This is a genomic window from Chitinophaga parva, from assembly GCF_003071345.1.
In the GTDB taxonomy this organism is placed as follows: domain Bacteria; phylum Bacteroidota; class Bacteroidia; order Chitinophagales; family Chitinophagaceae; genus Chitinophaga; species Chitinophaga parva.
This window is the reverse complement of sequence record NZ_QCYK01000001.1, coordinates 1,246,899-1,265,427: the sequence shown is the minus strand read 5'-3', so window position 1 is coordinate 1,265,427 and position 18,529 is coordinate 1,246,899. Positions and strand designations below refer to the sequence as shown.

Sequence of the window (18,529 nt, the reverse complement as noted above, 5' to 3'; positions counted from 1 at the left end):
CAACTCGTTTTAATTGATATACTGCATGACTCCCAACCAATTAACCTATCTGATCTTTGGCATCGTGATGGTTCTAGCCCTTGTTTTTGATTTGGGGTTACTCAGTAAAAAAACCGCCAGCATGAGCATGCAAAAGGCGCTCTGGCAAACGATTTTCTGGCTGGGCCTTTCCGCGGCATTCTGCGGGTTCATGTGGTATGAGAATGGTATGAACATGGCCATCAGCTACATCAGCGCATACCTGATGGAGTGGTCATTGTCTATTGATAACATCTTTGTATTTATCCTGATCTTTGGCGCGTTCCGGGTCCGGGAAAGCAATATCCCCCGGGTGCTCCTGATCGGCATTCTTATTGCGATCTTGCTGCGCGTGATTTTCATCACGGTGGGCGTGGCACTGATCGAGAAATTTAACTGGCTGCTATACGTTTTTGGTGCCATCCTGGTATACACCGGCATTAAAATGTTTACAGCTGAGCATGAAACCGAGTTCGACAAGGAACAAAGCGCGGTGTACCGCTTTATGCGGAAATACCTGCGCATCAGTGACGGGGAGCCGGCCGGCCGCTTTACCATCCGCAGTAACGGTAAGATCTATTTCACTATTTTGTCAGTGGTTGTGGTGATGCTGGCGGTAACGGATATTGTGTTTGCCCTGGATAGTATTCCTGCCGTTTTTGCCATCTCGCACGTGCCGTTGGTGGTGTATACGTCCAATATTTTTGCCGTACTTGGACTTCGCTCTTTATTCTTCTTATTACGCAGCGCAGTAAATAAGTTCGATTACCTGCAGCATGGCATTGCCATTGTGCTGGTGTTCATCGGGCTGAAAATGCTGGCTGAAATATTCCACTTCACCCTGCCCATCTATGTATCGCTGATCGTGATCGTGGTGTGCCTGGTGGGGGCCATTTTATACTCGCTTTACCGAAGCAGCAAAACGGACCGTTAGACACGGGCCACAAAACAATAAAAAGTGTATAACGCAGAAAGTATCAGCAAGATCCTCAAAGGAGAATTGTTGCAGCAGACGGGGTCTTCAAGCATTGAACATCTTTTATTGGACAGCAGGAAGCTCAATTTTCCGGAAACCTCTTTGTTTATTCCCATCGTAAGCCCCCGGCGCAATGCCCACCAGTACATGGAAGAAATGTACCGCAAGGGTGTCAGCAATTTCCTGGTGAGCGACGATGTGAACCTGGCACAATATCCAAAGGCCAATATCATCCATGTAAAAGATACCATGCAGGCCCTGCATACCCTGGTGGCCAACCACCGGCAGCAGTTCCACATACCGGTGATCGGCATCACCGGCAGCAATGGGAAAACCACTGTAAAAGAGTGGCTGTACCAACTGCTGGAAAAGGACTACAACATTGTACGCAGTCCCAAAAGCTACAATTCCCAGATCGGGGTGCCGCTTTCCGTGTGGCAAATGAAACCGGAAAATGAACTGGCCATTTTTGAAGCCGGCATTTCCCAACCCGGTGAAATGGTAAACCTGGAAAAGATCATCCGTCCTAACATCGGCATCTTTACCAACGTAGGCGAAGCACATGACGAAGGCTTCCTGAATGTGCGCCAGAAAGTGAATGAAAAGCTGGTGCTCTTCATGAAAAGCGAGTTGCTCATTTACTGCAAAGACTACCCCATCCTCAACGAATGTGTTTCCTCTTTTCATAACACCGTAGGCAAGCGCGATAAGGAAGACAGCCTGCAGCTCCTGAGCTGGAGCCGGAAGATGGAAGCAGACCTGCGCATCATTTCCGTAGATAAGAACCAGAACCATACCCGCATAGATGCGCTCTATAAAAACGAGCCGCACTTTATCCGCATTCCCTTTATTGACGAGGGTTCCATTGAAAACGCCATTCACTGCTGGGCCCTTATGCTGCACCTGGGCAAGGATCCGGAAGTGATCCGCCAGCGGATGGAAAGCCTGACCAATATAGCCATGCGCCTGGAACTGAAACAGGGTATCAATAACTGCTCCCTGATCAATGACAGCTACAACTCTGACCTGGGCTCTCTCAGCATAGCACTGGATTTCCTGCAGCAACAGCAGCAACATCCTACGCGCACCCTCATTCTCAGCGATATCCTGCAAAGCGGCAAAAGCGACGCCTCCCTGTATGAAGAAGTGGCCCACCTGCTAAAGAAACGCGGTATCAACAAGCTCATTGGCATTGGCAAAAATATCAACCACCAGAAGAAAACCTTCCAGCTGGTAGAAAATCTCAAGAGCCAGTTTTACAACAGTACCGATGAATTTATCCGCGATTTCGACCCGCAGGAATTCCAGAGTGAGACCATCCTGATCAAAGGAGCCCGCATCTTCGAGTTTGAGCGCATTGGCAAAAGGCTGGAACAAAAGGCCCACCAGACCATCCTGGAGATCAACCTGAGCGCCATTGAGCATAATGTAAAGCAATTCCAAAGCTACCTGAAGCCGGATACCAAGATGATGGCCATGGTAAAGGCATTCTCTTATGGCAGCGGCAGTTTTGAAATAGCCAACCTGCTACAGTTCCTCGGGGTGGATTACCTCACGGTGGCCTATGCGGATGAAGGCGTGGACCTGCGCCGGGGCGGCATTACCATGCCTATTATGGTGATGAACCCCGAGCCCAGCACCTTTGACGCCATCCTGCAGTGCGACCTGGAACCTGAGATCTACTCCATGCACGTGTTGCAACAATTCCTGGAAGAAGTACGGGTATCCGGCAAAAAAGAATTTCCTGTACACATCAAGCTCGATACGGGCATGCACCGCCTCGGCTTTGAACAGAAAGATATTGCGGCCCTTGCCGAAGTGCTTACCAATACGGACCTGGTGAAGGTGAAATCCATTTTCAGCCACCTGGCCGGCAGTGAAGATCCCAAGCTGGACGCCCTTACCCGCAAGCAGGGCAAACTCTTTGGCGAAATGAGCCACGAGCTGCAGCGCGCCCTCGGTTATGCGGTGATCCGCCACATTGTGAACAGTGCAGGCATTTACCGCCACCCGGACCTGCAACTGGACATGGTGCGCCTGGGCATAGGCATGTACGGGGTAGACAGCAGCCATGAAATAAAAGACCTGCTGCGCAATGTAAGCACGCTGAAAACCACTGTGGCGCAGGTAAAACATCTCAAGGCAGGAGAAACCGTAGGCTACGGCGCCACCTGGAAAGCCAAAGCCTCTGCCGCCATTGCCACCGTGCGCATAGGCTACGCAGACGGCTACCCACGCGCCCTGAGCCATGGTAAAGGCAAAATGCTCATTCACGGCAAACTGGCCCCGGTAGCGGGGATCATTGCCATGGACATGCTTATGCTGGACATCACCAACATCCCCAACGTGGAAGAAGGGGATGAAGTGATCGTGTTTGGCGAAGCCCTCCCCGTGGATGACGTGGCCAAATGGGCCGGCACCATTCCTTATGAAATACTCACCGGCATTTCGCAGCGCGTGAAGCGGGTGTATTTCCAGGAGTAAAATTGTCTCAGGTCTTAAGCCCTAGGTCTTAGGTACCATACTATATAATTAAAATATCCGGCTTTTGCCTTGTTAAGGCCTGGGACCTAAGACTTAAGACCCAAGCCCTAAGATCCAAGCCGCGGGCCTCCGCTGCGGCGGATGTTTTTTCCCAAAAGGATGAACATTCGCCGTTTTTTATTTAATATGCATTTAACTTAATATGTAAATGCGGGCGCAGCGCGGCCACATCTCGTAAAACGCATATCCATGCTGCATTTTCATACTACATACTCCTTAATACTTAATACATTTTTTTATATTTTTGGCGCATGAAATACAAGCACGTCATCTGGATTGTGGTGTTGGTACTGGCAGCAGACCAGGCATTGAAATTTTGGGTAAAGACACATATGACCATGGACCAGGAGTTTATGGTGATCGGCAACTGGTTCCGCATTCACTTCCTGGAAAACCCGGGCATGGCGTATGGCTTGGAATTTGGCGGCAACTTCGGTAAGATCCTGCTCACCCTTTTCCGCCTGGTGGCGGTGATCCTGGGCTTTGGGCTCATGAAAAAACTGGTGCGGGAAAACTATAGCAACGGCCTGCTGGTGTTTGGCGCCCTCATCCTGGCGGGTGCTGCCGGTAATCTGATCGATAGCATGTTCTACGGCATGATCTTCACGGACAGTAACTATTACCAGGTGGCGCAGTTTGTGCCCAACGGCGGCGGCTACGGCCACTTCCTGCACGGCCGCGTGGTAGACATGCTCTACTTCCACCTGTATGACGATGTCCTGCCGAACTGGGTGCCCTTTTCCGGCGGCAAACATTTTATCTTCTTTGCCCCCATCTTTAACATTGCAGATGCCAGCATTTCCGTGGGAGTGATCGCCATCCTGCTGTTCCAGAAAAAATTACTGCACAAGAAAACGGCTCCCATGGTAACAGATGGTGCAACCGTAAACACCGCTTCTGAACATACAGCGTAAGCCAACAGCATATTAGTCAAAGCCCGGGACCAATGGTTCCGGGCTTTGTGTTTTCAACCATTTTTCCATTCCTGCTTTGAAATTCCGGATACGCGGTTTATATTTGTCCACAAAATCTATAGACTATTATGGAAATAAGAATATTAGCCCCTCATTATCAACGATGTTGAGCCAGGCTCTTCCTATAATGACTGTAATTTCATCCATATTCCACCCCCATGGACCACCGCACACACACAACCAAAATGAATAAACAGATACGATTCCTTGTAGCATTATTCCCCCTTTTGCTGGCCACGGCCCTGCTGCATGCACAGCTGAACGGCTCTTACATTATTGATGGCCGCATCACCGACGACCAGGGTAACTACCTGCCCGGCGCCACAGTGCTGATCAAAGGCAGCAGCTTTGCGGCGCAGACAGACAGCGCCGGTTATTTTAAACTCACGGCGAACGTGAAACCGCCTTTTAAACTGAGTATCCGCCTCATTGGTTATCAGCCGCAGGAATTTGAGGTGCGCAATGCCAACAGCAAACTGGCTATACAACTCACTACCCAAAGCCTGCTGGTAAACGAGGTGGTGGTATCTGCCAGCCGCCAGCAGGAGAAGCTGATGCGCTCCCCCGTGGCCATTGAGAAGCTGGACATCCGCGCGCTGAAAGAAACGCCGGCCGCCACTTTCTACGATGCCATCGGTAACCTGAAGAACGTGCAGATGACCACCGCCGGCCTTACATTTAAAGTGTTCAATACCCGCGGTTTTAATGTGCCGAACAACTTCCGCTTTATGCAGCTGGTGGATGGGGTAGATAACCAGGCGGCCACCCTGGGCGTACCCCTGGGCAATGCCATTGGCCCCAGTGAACTGGACATCCAGAGCGTGGAGATCACGCCGGGCGCCAGCTCCGCCCTGTATGGCATGAACGCTATCAATGGTATGTCTAACCTTATTACTAAAAACCCGTTTGTATACCAGGGCCTTTCCGTATCGCAGAAAGTGGCGTTCAACCACTTTGACGGCAAAGGTGGTGACGGCCCCAAACCCATTACGGAAACGAACCTGCGCTTTGCAAAAGCCTGGAATGACAAGTTTGCCTTCAAGATCGATTTCAGCTACCTGCAGGGCACGGATTGGTATGCAGATAACCATAACGACTTTAACCCGCAGCCTGTTGCCAACCCGGACTTCCCCGAGCTGAGCGGTGCCAATAACCCGGCTAATGACGCCTGGAACAAATACGGTGATAACAGTAACATCCAGATCATTGATAAAAATAACCGCGCCTTTAACGTGCACCGCACCGGCTACTGGGAAAAAGACCTCGCCGGCGACTACCATGTGAAGAATATCAAAGGGGATGTGGCCCTGCACTACAAGATCAATCCTAAAACAGAGCTTTCCTATGCTTACCGCGTGGGCGATATGGATGGCTTTTTCCAGCGCGGCAACCGCATTGGCCTGCGCGATGTAGTGGTGCAGAATCACAAGGTGGAGCTCACCGCACCGGATTTCACCGTACGCGCTTACATGTCGCTGGAGAGCACGGGCAACTCTTACAATATGAACCCGCTGGCAGACAACCTGGAGAAATCCTTTAAGTCAGACTCCAGGTGGAAAGCGGATTACCTGAAAGCGCTCAATGACGCGGAGGATAAAACACCCAATGACCTGGCAGCTGCTCACCGTGCCGCACGTGCCGCTGCAGATGCAGGCCGTTTTACGCCTGGTACCGCGGCGTTTGACCGCCAGGTGTACCTGATCCAGCACGTAAATGACTGGGACATTTACCCTACTTCCAGCAACCCGAAAGATACTACCGGTGGTGCAGCCCTGTACCAGAAGAGCCACTTCTATCATGCAGAAGGCATCTGGAACCTGCGCCGCTACATTAAATTTGCCGATGTACTGGTGGGTGCAGATTACCGCACCCTCGAGATCTTCCCGGATGGGAATAACTTCGTGGACTTTACCCGTCCGCTGGCGGAGCGCAACCAGCCTGGGGGCAAGAACATCTGGTACGGCAAGTATGGTGGGTTTGCACAGGTGGCCAAGACCTTCTTTGCCGATGCCTTGAAACTTACCGGCTCCCTGCGCTATGATAAGAACCAGCAGTTCAGCGGCAAAGTAAATCCCCGCCTGGCGGCTGTTTACACCTTCAACGAAAAGCACAATGTGCGTTTCTCCTGGCAGAATGGTTTCCGCTTCCCCTCTTTGTTTGAAGCTTATTCTTTCGTAAACAACGGCCAGGTACGCCGCGTGGGTGGCCTGCCTTTCATTGAAAAAGGCCTTGGTTATTATGAAAATGCATTCTATACCTCCACAGTAGACGCCTTTACTACTGCGGTAAACCGCACTATCAATAATGAACACCTGAGTAAGCCGGATGCTGCAGCCAAGAACCAGAACATTCTTAAACAGTCTCACCTGGGGCCCATTAAACCGGAGCAGATCCAGGCCTTTGAAGCCGGCTATAAGAGCGTGGTGGCAGATAACCGTCTTTTCATAGATTTTGACGCCTATTACAGCCGTTATAAAAATTTCATCGGCCAGGTGGACGTGGTAGTGCCCAAAAACGGTAATGTAAGCGTGAAAGACAGCGCGCTGCTGGCTGCCATGCAGGATAAGGCACAACAAAACCGCTACCGCGTGTGGGCCAATAGTACCTCCACAGTGTCCAACTACGGTTTTGCCCTGGCCCTCACCTACGAATTTGATCACAACTGGAGCCTGAGCGGCAATGTGAACTATAACAAACTGGTGCAGGATAAAACCAAAGACGATGCACTGGTACCAGGCTTCAACACACCGGAATACTTTACCAACGTAAGCTTTGGCAACCGCGCGATTGTGCCCAACCTGGGTTTTAACGTGGTGTGGCACTGGCAGAAATCCTTTTACTGGCAAAACCTGTTTGGCAATGGTACCGTACCGGCTTACAACACCTTTGACGCCCAGGTTACTTACCGCCTGCCCAACATTAGTTCCAACATCAAGATCGGTGGCTCCAACATCTTCAACCACCAGTATTACCAGTACGTGGGCGGCCCCACCATCCGCGGCCTTTATTACGCCACCATCACCTATGACGGCGGATTTAAGAAGAAGAAAAAGGACTGATCTTCAACCAAAACAGCTGCATAAAAAGAGGACCGTATCAAAAAACGTGATACGGTCCTCTTGCTTTTTATTCGCACCTGCATCCTGCAATGCAGTGCCTTTTATCGATGCAAAGCATTCACCTGGTTGAGCAGCAGCTCATCATTCTCGAAGCTGCGTATATTCATTAACGTTATATCGGCAATCTGGGTCAGCGCCTCTTTGGTAAAGAAGCCCTGGTGAGAGGTGATGAGCACATTAGGGTAGGTCATCAGCCGCATGATCACTTCGTCATCAATGATATGCCCGGAGAGGTCCTGGAAGAACAGGGCCTCTTCCTGCTCATACACATCTATGCCCAAAGCCCCTATGTGCCTGCTTTTCAGCCCCTCAGCCACTGCATGGCTGTCTACCAGCCCGCCACGGCTGGTATTGATGAGGGTAACGCCGCGCTTCATCTGGCTGATGGAATGTGCATTGATCATATGCTGCGTGGCCTTGTTCAGCGGGCAATGCAGGGAGATCACATCACTTTCCGCCCACACCTTTTCCAGCGATACATACCGCACGCCCTGCTGCTCCAGCAGCACGTTGTGGGCAATGTCATAAGCCAGCACCTTGCACCCAAAGCCCAGCATAATGCGGGCAAACACGGCGCCTATATTGCCGGTGCCCACCACGCCCACTGTTTTCTTGAACAGGTCAAACCCTTCCAGGCCGGTCAGTGTAAAGTTGTAATCCCGCACCCGGTTGTAGGCACGGTGCACATGACGGTTCAGCGTGAGCAGCAGTGCCACCGCATGCTCCGCCACGGCATGGGGCGAGTAAGCTGGCACCCGTACCACGCGGATACCCGCACTGGCAGCGGCTTCCAGGTCTACATTATTAAACCCCGCACAGCGCAGGGCAATGAGCGCTACACCTTTTTGTTTGAGGACCTGGATCACGGCGGCATTCACCACATCATTCACAAACACGCAGATCACTTTTTCCTGTTTTACCAGGGCAGCGTTTTCTTCATTCAGGGCAAAGTCCAGGAAGCGGAACTGGAAACCAAATTGGGCGTTGGCTGCCTCGAAATACTTGCGGTCGTACGGCTTGGTGCTATAGAATAAAACCTGCATAGCGGAGGGAATTAAGAGTGCCCGCTGAAGGTAACGAAAAACGGCAGCATAAAAGAAAGGCGCCGTGGAAAGTCCGCGGCGCCCGTCTATGATTTGAGAAAAAGCGATGTTTAGATCTCACCCACCATTTTCTTCGGGTCTACCACCACGTCAAATTCTTCAGGGGTGATATAGCCCAGTTTCACGGCCATTTCCTTCAGCGTGGTGCCTTCTTTGTGTGCTTTCTGCGCAATTTCGGCCGCTTTGTAGTAGCCGATCTTGGTGTTCAGCGCGGTTACCAGCATCAGGGAATTGTCTACGTGTTTTTTGATATTGGCTTCAATGGGCGCCAGGCCTTCCGCGCACTTGTCGTTAAAGCTTACGCAACCTTCGCCAATGAGGCGGGCGGAGTGCAGGAAGTTATAGATCATCACGGGTTTGAACACGTTCAGTTCAAAATGGCCGGTGGCGCCGCCAATGTTAATGGCCACGTCGTTGCCCATCACCTGCGCCGCAATCATGGTCAGGGCCTCACATTGGGTGGGGTTTACCTTACCAGGCATGATGGAAGAACCAGGCTCATTGTCAGGGATGAAGAACTCACCGATGCCAGCGCGGGGACCGGAGCTCAGCATGCGGATATCGTTTGCGATCTTCATCAGGGACACCGCTACGGTTTTCAGTGCACCGTGCGCTTCTACAATAGCGTCATGTGCTGCCAGGGCTTCAAATTTATTGTCGGCCGTGCGGAAGGGCAGGCCGGTGAGGGTGGCAATGTGCTTGGCCACGTTCACCGCATAACCTTTGGGGGTGTTGATGCCGGTACCTACCGCGGTGCCGCCCAGTGCCAGCTCGCTCAGGTGGTCCAGGGTGTTGTTGATGGCGCGCAGGCCGTGATCCAGCTGCGATACGTAACCGCTCAGTTCCTGGCCCACGGTGAGGGGGGTGGCGTCCATGAAGTGGGTACGGCCTATCTTCACCACATGCATGTACTGCCTGGCTTTATCTGCCAGGGTATTGCGCAGCTTTGTTATGCCGGGGATGGTGGTTTCCACCAGCATTTTGTAAGCGGCAATATGCATCGCCGTAGGGAAAGTATCGTTGGAAGATTGTGATTTGTTTACATCATCATTGGGGTGCAGCACCTTGTCCTTATCGGTGAGCTTACCACCGCTGATCACGTGGGCGCGGTAGGCCACTACTTCGTTCACGTTCATATTAGACTGTGTGCCGCTACCGGTTTGCCACACCACCAGGGGGAATTCCTTGTCCAGCTTTCCTTCGAGGATCTCGTCGCACACGCGGCCGATCAGGTCTGACTTTTCTTTAGGCAGCGTACCTGCATCCAGGTTAGTGAGGGCCGCGGCTTTCTTCAGGTAAGCAAACGCGCGGATGATCTCTTTGGGCATGCGGTTAATATCCTGTGCTATTTTGAAATTTTCAATAGAGCGTTGCGTCTGTGCGCCATAGTAGGCATCTACCGGCACCTGCACTTCGCCCATTGTGTCTTTCTCTATTCTGAATTCCATATCTGTGATTTTTTGTGAGCCAAAGTTAGGGGATTGTTAGCTTGTTAGCTGGTTAAATTGTCTCAGTTCCCCGTAAACTTGGCGGGCCTTTTCTCCAGGAATGCCTGCGCGCCTTCCTGCAGGTCTTTTGTGCCAAAGCATTCGCCGAAGGATTTCATTTCAAAAGCGTAGCCATCGGTTTCCTTGTCCAGGGCGGCATTGGCGGATTGGAGCACCCGGGCCACGGCCAGGGGCGCTTTGGCGTGTATCTTTTGCAGCAGGCTTTGGGTGAAGGCAAGCAATTGATCGGGGGCCACTACATGGTTTACCAGGCCCCAGGAAAGGGCATCCGTGGCAGGCAGCATATCGGCTGTGAGCATCAGTTCTATGGCTTTGCCTTTACCCACCAGTTGCGTGAGGCGCTGGGTGCCACCGTACCCGGGAATGAGGCCCAGGTTCACCTCCGGCTGACCAAACTTCGCCTTATCGCTGGCCACGCGGAAATGACAGGCCATGGCCAGTTCGCAGCCCCCGCCGAGGGCAAAACCGTTCACCGCGGCCACAATGGGTTTTACACAATTTTCTATACGCTGGAAGATCACCTGTCCGCGCCGGGCCAGGTCAGCGCCTTCTGCAGGCGTGAGTTGCAGGAACTCGGAGATATCGGCGCCGGCCACAAAGGCCTTTTCGCCCGCGCCGGTGATGATGGCGCTTTTAACGTCGTCACGGCTGTACACTTCGTCCACCGCCAGGGCCAGGTCGGCCATCACCTGCTGGTTCAGGGCATTCATTTTATCAGGCCGGTTGATCGTAATGAGGTAGGTACCGTCAATCAGCTGGGTATTCAGCGTTGCATACATGAGGAAGCAGGTTTGTGCCGCAAGCCCCGTCTGTGTTGCATTCAACCGGCCTGCGACGTTTTATGGATTGGATGTTTTATGGTCGTGCTTATGATAATGCTTGTACCGGCCATCATAATGATCATGTGGTGGCCGCGCAAAATTATAGCTTAAGGTAACAAAAAACATTTTACTGTCCGTTTGTGCATAGGGGTAGGTCTTTACACCAGCTACAGTTTCGTGGTAATCTTTATTGAGGAAGTCGGTGAGGAAGTACTGTACCTTGAGGCCAATGCCCGGGTGGAAGCGGATGCCCGCAAATACGGAAGGCTGGAAGAGTGGCGTGCGGTCGCTGAACCAGGTATTGAATTTGTGCCGCTTGTCGCCGTCTATGAACTGTTTCTCCTTATAATTAAAATTGAGCGCATACTCACCACCGGCAAAGAACATGATGGTGCCATGCCTTACCTCGCCCAGCTTGATGCCGATGGGTATGGCCAGGGAATACACGCGGCGCTTGAGTTTCAGGGAATCGTTCTCCTTGGTGATAAGGCCCACATTGCGCAGGTTAAGACCGGTGAACACCCCAAAATGTTTGCTGAAATTGTAGTTGAAGTTATTGCCCACATTCACAAAAAAAGAAAAACGGGGAATGTTGCGCACATGCTCTCCGTTCTCTTTAATGCTGCCAAACGACAGCAGGGGGCCATCGCCGCCCCAGGTCACATAGACCTTGCGTTCCGGCACATCGCTGTAATTGTCATGCACACGGAGGTCCCATCTCATGTGCAGGTCGCGATGGGTGGTATCATGGGCACGGGAAGTATCTGACTGGGACTTGCCGGCCAGGGGAAACAGCAGGGAGAAAAGGAAATAGTACAGCGGATGAAGGTGTTTCATGATTGGGTATTTTTTGGAATAAGTACATCTTAAAGACGGCCGGCTTCCCAAAAAGTTTCAGCTTTCCCCTAAAATTTCTGCCCCGCCCGGGTAAAATGCCTCTTACCCGGGCCATCTCCCACTAAAACTGCCGGTGCTCCTTCACCCAGCCGGTAATATAAGCGGCAATATCCCGGGTATCCGTACCGGGTGGGAACAGCTTGCCTACGCCCATTTTGTGCAGGGCGGCGATATCATCTTCCGGGATAATGCCGCCGCCGGTGAGCAGCACATCATCCAGGCCTTTGTCTTTCATACACTGGATCACCTTGGGAAACACGGTCATGTGGGCGCCGGACAGGATGCTGATGCCAATGGCGTCCACATCTTCCTGCAGGGCCGCATTTACCACCATCTCGGGGGTCTGGCGCAGGCCGGTGTAGATCACTTCTATGCCGGCATCCCGCAGGGCGGCCGCAATTACCTTGGCCCCGCGGTCGTGGCCGTCCAGGCCTACTTTTGCTACCAGTACGCGTACCGGTCTTTCTTGCTGAATGGACATGTGTTTTGGGATGATTAGTATGTAAATGTATGTTTTTGTGAAAACATTACCTTTGGGGGCTTTAAAAGGTATTAGGTATTATGTAGCCGGTATTAAGTATTTTGTGCCAGTACAGCTATGTAAAAGTAAAAAGTATAACATCCGCTATACATAGTACTTAATACATACTACCTAATACATCCAATTATTTTATGAGCGAAGAAAGATCCCTCAATTTCCTGGAACAGATCGTAGAAGACGACATTGCAGCAGGCACCAATGGGGGCCGCGTGCTCACCCGCTTTCCGCCGGAGCCCAATGGCTACCTGCACATTGGCCATGCCAAATCCATCTGCCTTAACTTTACCCTGGCGCAGAAATATGGTGGCAAGACCAACCTGCGTTTTGACGATACCAACCCGGTAAAGGAAGACGTGGAATATGTAGATTCCATCAAAGAAGACATCAAATGGCTGGGCTTTGAATGGGCCCAGGAACTATACGCCTCCGACTACTTTGAACAACTGTACCAGTTTGCCGTACAGATGATCGAAAAAGGCCTGGCCTATGTGGATGAAGCTACCCCGGAGCAGATTGCCGCCGCCAAGGGCTCACCCACCGTACCCGGCACGCCCACGCCCGCACGCAGCCGCAGCGTGGCGGAAAACCTGGATCTCTTTGCCCGCATGCGCAAAGGGGAATTCAAGGATGGAGAAATGGTGCTGCGCGCCAAGGGCGACCTGACCTCGCCCAACATGCACATGCGCGACCCGCTCATGTACCGCATTAAACACGCCCACCACCACCGCACCGGCGATGCCTGGTGCATTTACCCGATGTACGATTTTGCCCACGGGCAGAGCGATAGCATTGAAAAGATCACCCACTCCATCTGTACGCTGGAGTTCATTCCCCACCGCCCGCTGTACGACTGGTTCATTGAGCAGCTGGGCATCTTCCCCAGCCACCAGTATGAATTTGCACGCCTGAACATGACCTACACGGTGATGAGCAAGCGCAAACTGATACAGCTGGTACAGGAAGGCCACGTACGCGGCTGGGACGATCCCCGCATGCCCACTATTTCCGGCCTGCGCCGCCGCGGCTTTACGCCCGCCAGCATCCGCATGTTCTGCGAAAAGATAGGCGTGCAGAAGCGCGACAACCTGATCGATTTTTCCCTGCTGGAATTCTGCATCCGCGAAGAGCTGAATAAAACCGCTCCCCGCGTGATGGCCGTACTGGACCCCGTAAAAGTGGTGATCACCAACTACCCGGAGGGCCAGGTGGAGATCCTGCACACGGAAAACAACCCCGAAGATGAAAACGGCGGTACCCGTGAAGTGCCTTTCAGCAATACACTTTACATTGAGCGGGAAGACTTCATGGAAGTACCTGCCAAAAAGTTCTTCCGCCTGGGCCCGGGCCTGGCCGTGCGCCTCAAATCTGCCTACGTGATCCAGTGTGAAAGCTTTGGCAAAGATGCGGATGGCAATGTGAGCGCCATCTACTGCCGCTACCTGCCGGAAAGCAAAAGTGGTAACGACACCAGCGGCCTGGTGGTAAAGGGCACCATCCACTGGGTGAGCGCCGCCCATGCACAGCAGGCAGAAGTACGCCTGTACGACCGCCTTTTCAACGTGCCGGAACCCGGCAATGAAGAAGGTGATTTCAAATCCTTCCTCAACCCGGACTCTCTCCAGGTGATCGGAAATGCGCTCATAGAGCCTTCCCTCACCAAAGCACAGGTAGGCGAGCGCTTCCAGTTCCTGCGCAAAGGCTACTTCGTGGTGGACAACGATTCCACTCCGGAAAAGCCAGTATTCAACCGCATTGTAACACTGAAAGATACCTGGGCCAAGGAGGCAAAAAAGGGATAAAAAATCGTACAACGTACAGCGTACAACGTACAACGTACTTACATAAAAAATGCCGGCGCAGTGCCGGCATTTTCCGTTTATATTACTACCCATTGTAACCGTATACTTCGGCCGGTTTGTACAAAATACGATGTACAAGATATCTCTATCCCTTTTTGCCAAATCTCAACACCGGCCAGCTTTCCCCGCTTTGCTCCGCTGTACGTTGTACGTTGTACGCTGTACGTTGTACGTTTTAAAGCGACATCATCTCTTTAAACTTCACCGCCTGCCGCCTGCTCACTTCAATTTTCTCTCCGCCTTTCATTTCCAGCAGCAAGCCTCCGTTAAAATAAGTATCTATCTTTTCGATCATGCGGAGATTTACGATATGCTTACGGTTGGCGCGGAAAAAGGTACGCTCATCCAGGCGCTCTTCCAGGGCGTTGAGTGATTTAAGGATGAGGGGTTTGTTGCCTTCAAAATACACGCGGGCGTAGTTGCCTACGCTTTCAAAAAGGCGGATCTCCTGGAGTTTCACAAACCAGCAGCGGTCACCGTCTTTTACAAATACCTGGTCGTTTTCAGACAGGATGTTGCGCAGGCCACCGGCCACGGCCTGTCTTTCTTTTTCATCTGCCTGGTGCAGTTTGTGGATAGCATCCGCCAGGCGTTTGGGCTCTACGGGCTTCAGCAGGTAGTCCAGTGCATTGTATTCAAATGCCTTGAGGGCGTGTTCGTCATAAGCGGTAATGAAGATCACCTGGGGGGCGCGCTCCAGTTCTGCCAGCAGCTCAAAGCCGGTCTGGTCGGGCATTTGTACGTCCAGGAAGAGCAGGTCAGGGCGCAGGGCCTCGATCTTCTCCAGGCCGTCCTTTGCATTTACGGCTTCGCCTACCACGAGTATTTCGGGGTGGTCTACCAGTAACTTTTTCAGTTCACTTCTGGCCAATCGCTCGTCGTCGATGATCAATGCTTTTTTCATACGAGTAAACGTTGTTCGTTAATCGTTAAATGTGAATCGTTTCCTTACACTACCGGCATCTGCACCCGTGCTTCCACGTGGGCGGCGTCGTCGTTGTAGATGTCAAAAGAGGCGCGGTTGCCAAACAGGAGGCTGAGCCGCTGCCGTGTGCTTTGCAGGCCAAAACCGTGTCCATCGCCTGCAGTGGCCCTGTTCGGGTGTAACTGGCCGGTGTTGCGGATGGTGAGCACATGATTCAGTTCCACCAGGCGGGAGCTGATCACTACTTCCCCTCCGTGGATCTGCCGGGAAATACCGTGTTTGATGGCATTCTCCACGAGGGTTTGCAACATCATGGGCGGTATAGGCAGTTCCAGCGTGGCCGGGTCTATCAGGTATTGCACTTTCAGCCTTTCCTCAAAACGGATGGTTTCCAGTGCCAGGTAATCTTTTACAATATTCAGTTCCGCCTCCAGGCTCACTGTTTCTACCTTTTCCGTAGCCATGGAGCTACGCAGGATGTTAGACAGTTCTGTGATGGCGGTCCGGGCCCGCTGAGGGTTCTCATCTACCAGGGCGCGGATACTGTTGAGCGCGTTAAAAATAAAATGCGGGTTCAGCTGCGCCTTGATGGTCTTGAGCTCCAGCTCCTTCACGGTACTTTCCAGTTTCAGCTGGTTCACCTGCGAGTTCCGGTTGCGCTCCACGTAATGCCAGGCAAAGTAGATAAGCAGCCACGTGGTGCTGATGGCCATCATGCCCAGCAGGCTCTTCAGGCCGTCCTGGGAAAGGCTTTCCGAAAACAGGTTCATGAACTCCTGGAGATCGGCCGGCGGGGCAAACTGACTGGGATTCAGCGTTATACACACCGTAACGCCCAGGGTCATGAACACGCCGATGCCGATCACCCCCGCAAAGAACAGTATGATAAGCTGGTCAAAGCTGTACTGCACCCAGTTGTTCCGGCGTATGATGAGCCGGTACAGGTGGGTGCCCGCCAGACCAAATATAATTACATAAATCAAGTTTATGACATCGTTGTGGTCCACCTTCTTCATGAAAGAGTAGGCCAGGAACACATTGATGACGAAGTAGGTGAACCAGCCCAGGAGCTGGCACCACCAGTATTTGGATATTTTCTTGAGCATTCCTCTTAAAATTACTACGCGGCGCGCTATTTCAAAAATACCGCAGGGGCCTGCGGGGGCAGGGCTAATTTATATGAATGGTAGCAGGGCGGGGGAAGTGGACAGACCGCGGTCATATAGCAGTGTTTGTTACTCATTTTCCCTCGTATTTCCCTGCAAAATCCTTATTTTTGACAGTATAAAACCATCAACCCGTCTATGGACATAACCGCCGGCCCACTATTGCGCCTTATAGATGACCCCAGCGACCTGCGGAAACTTGATAAGGAAAAGCTTAACCAGGTTTGTGAAGAACTCCGCCAGTTCATCATTGATGTCGTGAGCGTACATGGGGGCCACTTCGCCGCCAGCCTCGGTGTAGTGGAACTTTCCGTGGCGCTGCACTACGTGTTTAACACCCCGTACGACCAGCTGGTGTGGGACGTAGGGCACCAGGCCTATGGTCACAAGATCCTGACCGGCCGCCGGGATGTTTTTCATACCAACCGTAAATACAAAGGCATCAGCGGCTTTCCCAAGCGCGATGAAAGCCCTTATGATACTTTCGGGGTGGGGCACTCCTCCACTTCCATCTCCGCTGCACTGGGTATGGCCATGGCCTCCCAGATCAAAGGAGAGCATGACCGCCAGCACATTGCCGTAATAGGCGATGGCTCCATGACCGCGGGCATGGCCTTTGAAGCGCTGAACCACGCCGGCGTGGCCAATTCCAACGTGCTCATTATCCTCAACGATAATTGCATGTCCATTGACCCGAACGTGGGCGCACTCAAAGAATACCTGACAGACATTACCACCTCTCCCACCTACAACAAGCTGCGGGATGACGTGTGGAACCTGCTGGGCAAGCTGCCCGTGGGCAAACGCTTTACCCGTGACATGGCCTCCAAGCTGGAAGCCAGCGTGAAAGGCGTGGTAACCCGCTCCAGCAACCTGTTTGAATCCCTGAAGCTCCGCTACTTTGGTCCTATTGACGGGCATAATATCACCAAGCTGGTAGATACCCTGCAGGACCTCAAGGATATTCCCGGCCCCAAGCTGTTGCACATCGTTACCACGAAAGGCAAAGGCTACGCGCTGGCAGAAAAAGACCAGACCACCTGGCACGCACCAGGCCTGTTCGACAAGATCACCGGTGAGATCTACAAAAAACCGGTGGATGCGCCCCAGCCGCCCAAGTACCAGGACGTGTTTGGCGAAACCATCATAGAACTGGCGGAGGCCAATAAGAATGTGCTGGGTGTAACGCCCGCCATGCCCTCCGGCTCCAGCCTCAAATTCATGATGGAAAAAATGCCGGACCGCGCGTTTGACGTAGGCATCTGCGAGCAACACGCCGTAACCCTCTCCGCCGGCCTGGCCACCCAGGGCATGCGGGTGTTCTGCACCATTTATTCTTCCTTCATGCAGCGTGCCTTTGACCAGGCCGTGCATGATGTGGCCATACAAAAGCTGCCGGTGATCCTCTGCCTGGACCGCGCCGGCCTGGTAGGCGAAGACGGCCCCACCCACCACGGTGCGTACGACATTGCTTACCTGCGTGGCATTCCTAACCTCATCATCAGCGCACCGATGAATGAAGAGGAATTGCGTAATCTCATGTACACCGCACAACTGGAAAGCAACAAACTCCCGTTCGTGATCCGCTACCCCCGTGGCCAGGGCGTAATGCCCGACTGGCGCAAGCCTTTCAAAGCCATTGCCGTGGGTACCGGCCGTAAGATCCGCGATGGGAAAGACATTGCTATCCTCTCCATTGGCCACCCGGGCAACTTTGTAACCGAAGCCATCAGGCAACTGGTGAACGACGGCCTGCAACCCGCCCATTACGATATGCGCTTTGTAAAGCCCCTCGATGAAGCCCTGCTCCACGAAGTGTTCAGCCGGTTTGATAAGGTGATCACCGTGGAAGATGGCACTGTAACCGGTGGCTTTGGCAGCGCCATCCTGGAGTTCATGGCACTGCATGGCTACAAAGCCGATGTAAAGATGATGGGCATCCCGGATCGCATTATAGAACATGGCAAGCCCACGGAATTGTACCGTGAGTGCGGCTTTGACGCACCCGGCATTGCTGCCGCTGTGATAGAAATGATGAAGAACAAGATCACCGTACTGGGCTAACCACCAGCGGTAAC

General features: G+C 52.6%; 13 protein-coding genes. 6 read left to right on the top strand and 7 right to left on the bottom strand.

Annotation, left to right across the window (positions count from 1 at the left end):
- Positions 1–25: 25 nt before the first annotated feature.
- From DCC81_RS05450 to DCC81_RS05435, 4 genes are all read left to right on the top strand, one after another.
- Positions 26–952: a TerC/Alx family metal homeostasis membrane protein gene (locus DCC81_RS05450; protein WP_108685561.1), complete on the top strand. Its 927-nt coding sequence runs from the start codon at positions 26–28 to the stop codon at positions 950–952.
- A gap of 24 nt (positions 953–976) precedes the next feature.
- The gene (locus DCC81_RS05445; protein WP_108685560.1) at positions 977–3,478 is read left to right on the top strand and encodes a bifunctional UDP-N-acetylmuramoyl-tripeptide:D-alanyl-D-alanine ligase/alanine racemase; all 2,502 of its coding nucleotides are present in this window, start codon (positions 977–979) and stop codon (positions 3,476–3,478) included.
- Between the two features lie 311 nt (positions 3,479–3,789).
- The gene (locus DCC81_RS05440) at positions 3,790–4,452 is read left to right on the top strand and encodes a lipoprotein signal peptidase (RefSeq protein WP_108685559.1); all 663 of its coding nucleotides are present in this window, start codon (positions 3,790–3,792) and stop codon (positions 4,450–4,452) included.
- A gap of 245 nt (positions 4,453–4,697) precedes the next feature.
- Positions 4,698–7,571, top strand: coding sequence for a TonB-dependent receptor (locus DCC81_RS05435; RefSeq protein WP_108686473.1), 2,874 nt, complete (start codon positions 4,698–4,700; stop codon positions 7,569–7,571).
- Between the two features lie 101 nt (positions 7,572–7,672).
- Here DCC81_RS05435 and DCC81_RS05430 read toward each other — a convergent pair whose 3' ends face one another.
- The 5 genes from DCC81_RS05430 to DCC81_RS05410 all read right to left on the bottom strand — a co-directional run bounded on the left by DCC81_RS05430 (position 7,673) and on the right by DCC81_RS05410 (position 12,441).
- Positions 7,673–8,674 (bottom strand): 2-hydroxyacid dehydrogenase, encoded by a 1,002-nt coding sequence (locus DCC81_RS05430; protein ID WP_108685558.1) that lies wholly within the window; start codon positions 8,672–8,674, stop codon positions 7,673–7,675.
- A gap of 110 nt (positions 8,675–8,784) precedes the next feature.
- Positions 8,785–10,182, bottom strand: a complete 1,398-nt coding sequence (gene fumC / locus DCC81_RS05425) for a class II fumarate hydratase (protein ID WP_108685557.1) — start codon at positions 10,180–10,182, stop codon at positions 8,785–8,787.
- A gap of 62 nt (positions 10,183–10,244) precedes the next feature.
- A complete protein-coding gene (locus tag DCC81_RS05420) occupies positions 10,245–11,021 on the bottom strand; it encodes an enoyl-CoA hydratase/isomerase family protein (protein WP_108685556.1) in 777 nt (258 codons plus the stop codon).
- 60 nt (positions 11,022–11,081) lie between these two features.
- The gene (locus DCC81_RS05415; protein WP_108685555.1) at positions 11,082–11,900 is read right to left on the bottom strand and encodes a porin family protein; all 819 of its coding nucleotides are present in this window, start codon (positions 11,898–11,900) and stop codon (positions 11,082–11,084) included.
- Positions 11,901–12,021: 121 nt separating this feature from the next.
- Positions 12,022–12,441 (bottom strand): cobalamin B12-binding domain-containing protein, encoded by a 420-nt coding sequence (locus DCC81_RS05410; RefSeq protein WP_108685554.1) that lies wholly within the window; start codon positions 12,439–12,441, stop codon positions 12,022–12,024.
- A gap of 191 nt (positions 12,442–12,632) precedes the next feature.
- Here DCC81_RS05410 and DCC81_RS05405 point away from each other — a divergent pair, with 191 nt between their 5' ends.
- Complete coding sequence (locus tag DCC81_RS05405; RefSeq protein ID WP_108685553.1) at positions 12,633–14,300, top strand: glutamine--tRNA ligase/YqeY domain fusion protein; 1,668 nt, start codon at positions 12,633–12,635, stop codon at positions 14,298–14,300.
- 235 nt (positions 14,301–14,535) lie between these two features.
- Here DCC81_RS05405 and DCC81_RS05400 read toward each other — a convergent pair whose 3' ends face one another.
- Positions 14,536–15,264, bottom strand: a complete 729-nt coding sequence (locus DCC81_RS05400; protein ID WP_108685552.1) for a LytR/AlgR family response regulator transcription factor — start codon at positions 15,262–15,264, stop codon at positions 14,536–14,538.
- 44 nt (positions 15,265–15,308) lie between these two features.
- The gene (locus DCC81_RS05395; protein WP_108685551.1) at positions 15,309–16,391 is read right to left on the bottom strand and encodes a sensor histidine kinase; all 1,083 of its coding nucleotides are present in this window, start codon (positions 16,389–16,391) and stop codon (positions 15,309–15,311) included.
- 198 nt (positions 16,392–16,589) lie between these two features.
- Between DCC81_RS05395 and dxs the strand changes: the two genes are divergently transcribed.
- Positions 16,590–18,515 carry a 1-deoxy-D-xylulose-5-phosphate synthase gene (gene dxs / locus DCC81_RS05390; RefSeq protein WP_108685550.1) on the top strand — a complete coding sequence of 642 codons (1,926 nt, stop codon included), beginning with the start codon at positions 16,590–16,592 and terminating at the stop codon, positions 18,513–18,515.
- Positions 18,516–18,529: the final 14 nt, after the last annotated feature.

Bases quoted from the DNA above. Each gene is read 5' to 3' on its own strand.
- DCC81_RS05450 (WP_108685561.1), top strand. From the start codon at position 26: ATGACTCCCAACCAATTAACCTATCTGATCTTTGGCATCGTGATGGTT.
- DCC81_RS05440 (WP_108685559.1), top strand. From the start codon at position 3,790: ATGAAATACAAGCACGTCATCTGGATTGTGGTGTTGGTACTGGCAGCA.
- DCC81_RS05435 (WP_108686473.1), top strand. From the start codon at position 4,698: ATGAATAAACAGATACGATTCCTTGTAGCATTATTCCCCCTTTTGCTG.
- DCC81_RS05430 (WP_108685558.1), bottom strand. From the start codon at position 8,674: ATGCAGGTTTTATTCTATAGCACCAAGCCGTACGACCGCAAGTATTTC.
- fumC (WP_108685557.1), bottom strand. From the start codon at position 10,182: ATGGAATTCAGAATAGAGAAAGACACAATGGGCGAAGTGCAGGTGCCG.
- DCC81_RS05420 (WP_108685556.1), bottom strand. From the start codon at position 11,021: ATGTATGCAACGCTGAATACCCAGCTGATTGACGGTACCTACCTCATT.
- DCC81_RS05415 (WP_108685555.1), bottom strand. From the start codon at position 11,900: ATGAAACACCTTCATCCGCTGTACTATTTCCTTTTCTCCCTGCTGTTT.
- DCC81_RS05410 (WP_108685554.1), bottom strand. From the start codon at position 12,441: ATGTCCATTCAGCAAGAAAGACCGGTACGCGTACTGGTAGCAAAAGTA.
- DCC81_RS05405 (WP_108685553.1), top strand. From the start codon at position 12,633: ATGAGCGAAGAAAGATCCCTCAATTTCCTGGAACAGATCGTAGAAGAC.
- DCC81_RS05400 (WP_108685552.1), bottom strand. From the start codon at position 15,264: ATGAAAAAAGCATTGATCATCGACGACGAGCGATTGGCCAGAAGTGAA.
- DCC81_RS05395 (WP_108685551.1), bottom strand. From the start codon at position 16,391: ATGCTCAAGAAAATATCCAAATACTGGTGGTGCCAGCTCCTGGGCTGG.
- dxs (WP_108685550.1), top strand. From the start codon at position 16,590: ATGGACATAACCGCCGGCCCACTATTGCGCCTTATAGATGACCCCAGC.